This window comes from Bradyrhizobium sp. Kon58 (genome assembly GCF_055807455.1).
Genome location: NZ_JBVVOT010000253.1, coordinates 1 through 334, shown reverse-complemented (window position 1 = coordinate 334; position 334 = coordinate 1). Strand labels below are relative to the sequence as shown.

Below are 334 nucleotides of genomic sequence, written 5' to 3'. Positions count from 1 at the left end.
AATACGAGCTGAGCCGAGGCTCTCAAGCGTATGAAATAAATCCTTCAACTGGACAAATACAGCATGTGGCGTATCCCCGCCCAGCTCAAGGCGCCGTAAATGTTCCAGCTCGCTCAGAACGTCAACCGCTGCAGCAGAATGTTCGGCATGCGCCTGGAGACGATCGAGCCGATAAAAGAGGCGGTGGCCACCTACGCGCAGCGGGCTTCGGAGAAGTTGCGGGCTCAGCATTCACTGTGCAAAAAGATCCGCGTGAGCATCTGTACCTGTGATGAACATGCTGCACGCCTGGATGATCGCCCAGCGTGACCTCGTGCCCGAAGGCTCAGCCATC

The 334-nt window shown here is 56.9% G+C and carries 1 pseudogene; it reads left to right on the top strand.

Annotated elements, in window-relative coordinates:
- Positions 1–99: 99 nt before the first annotated feature.
- Positions 100–207: pseudogene (locus AC0L20_RS40350) on the top strand (hypothetical protein); the annotation flags it as partial.
- Positions 208–334: the final 127 nt, after the last annotated feature.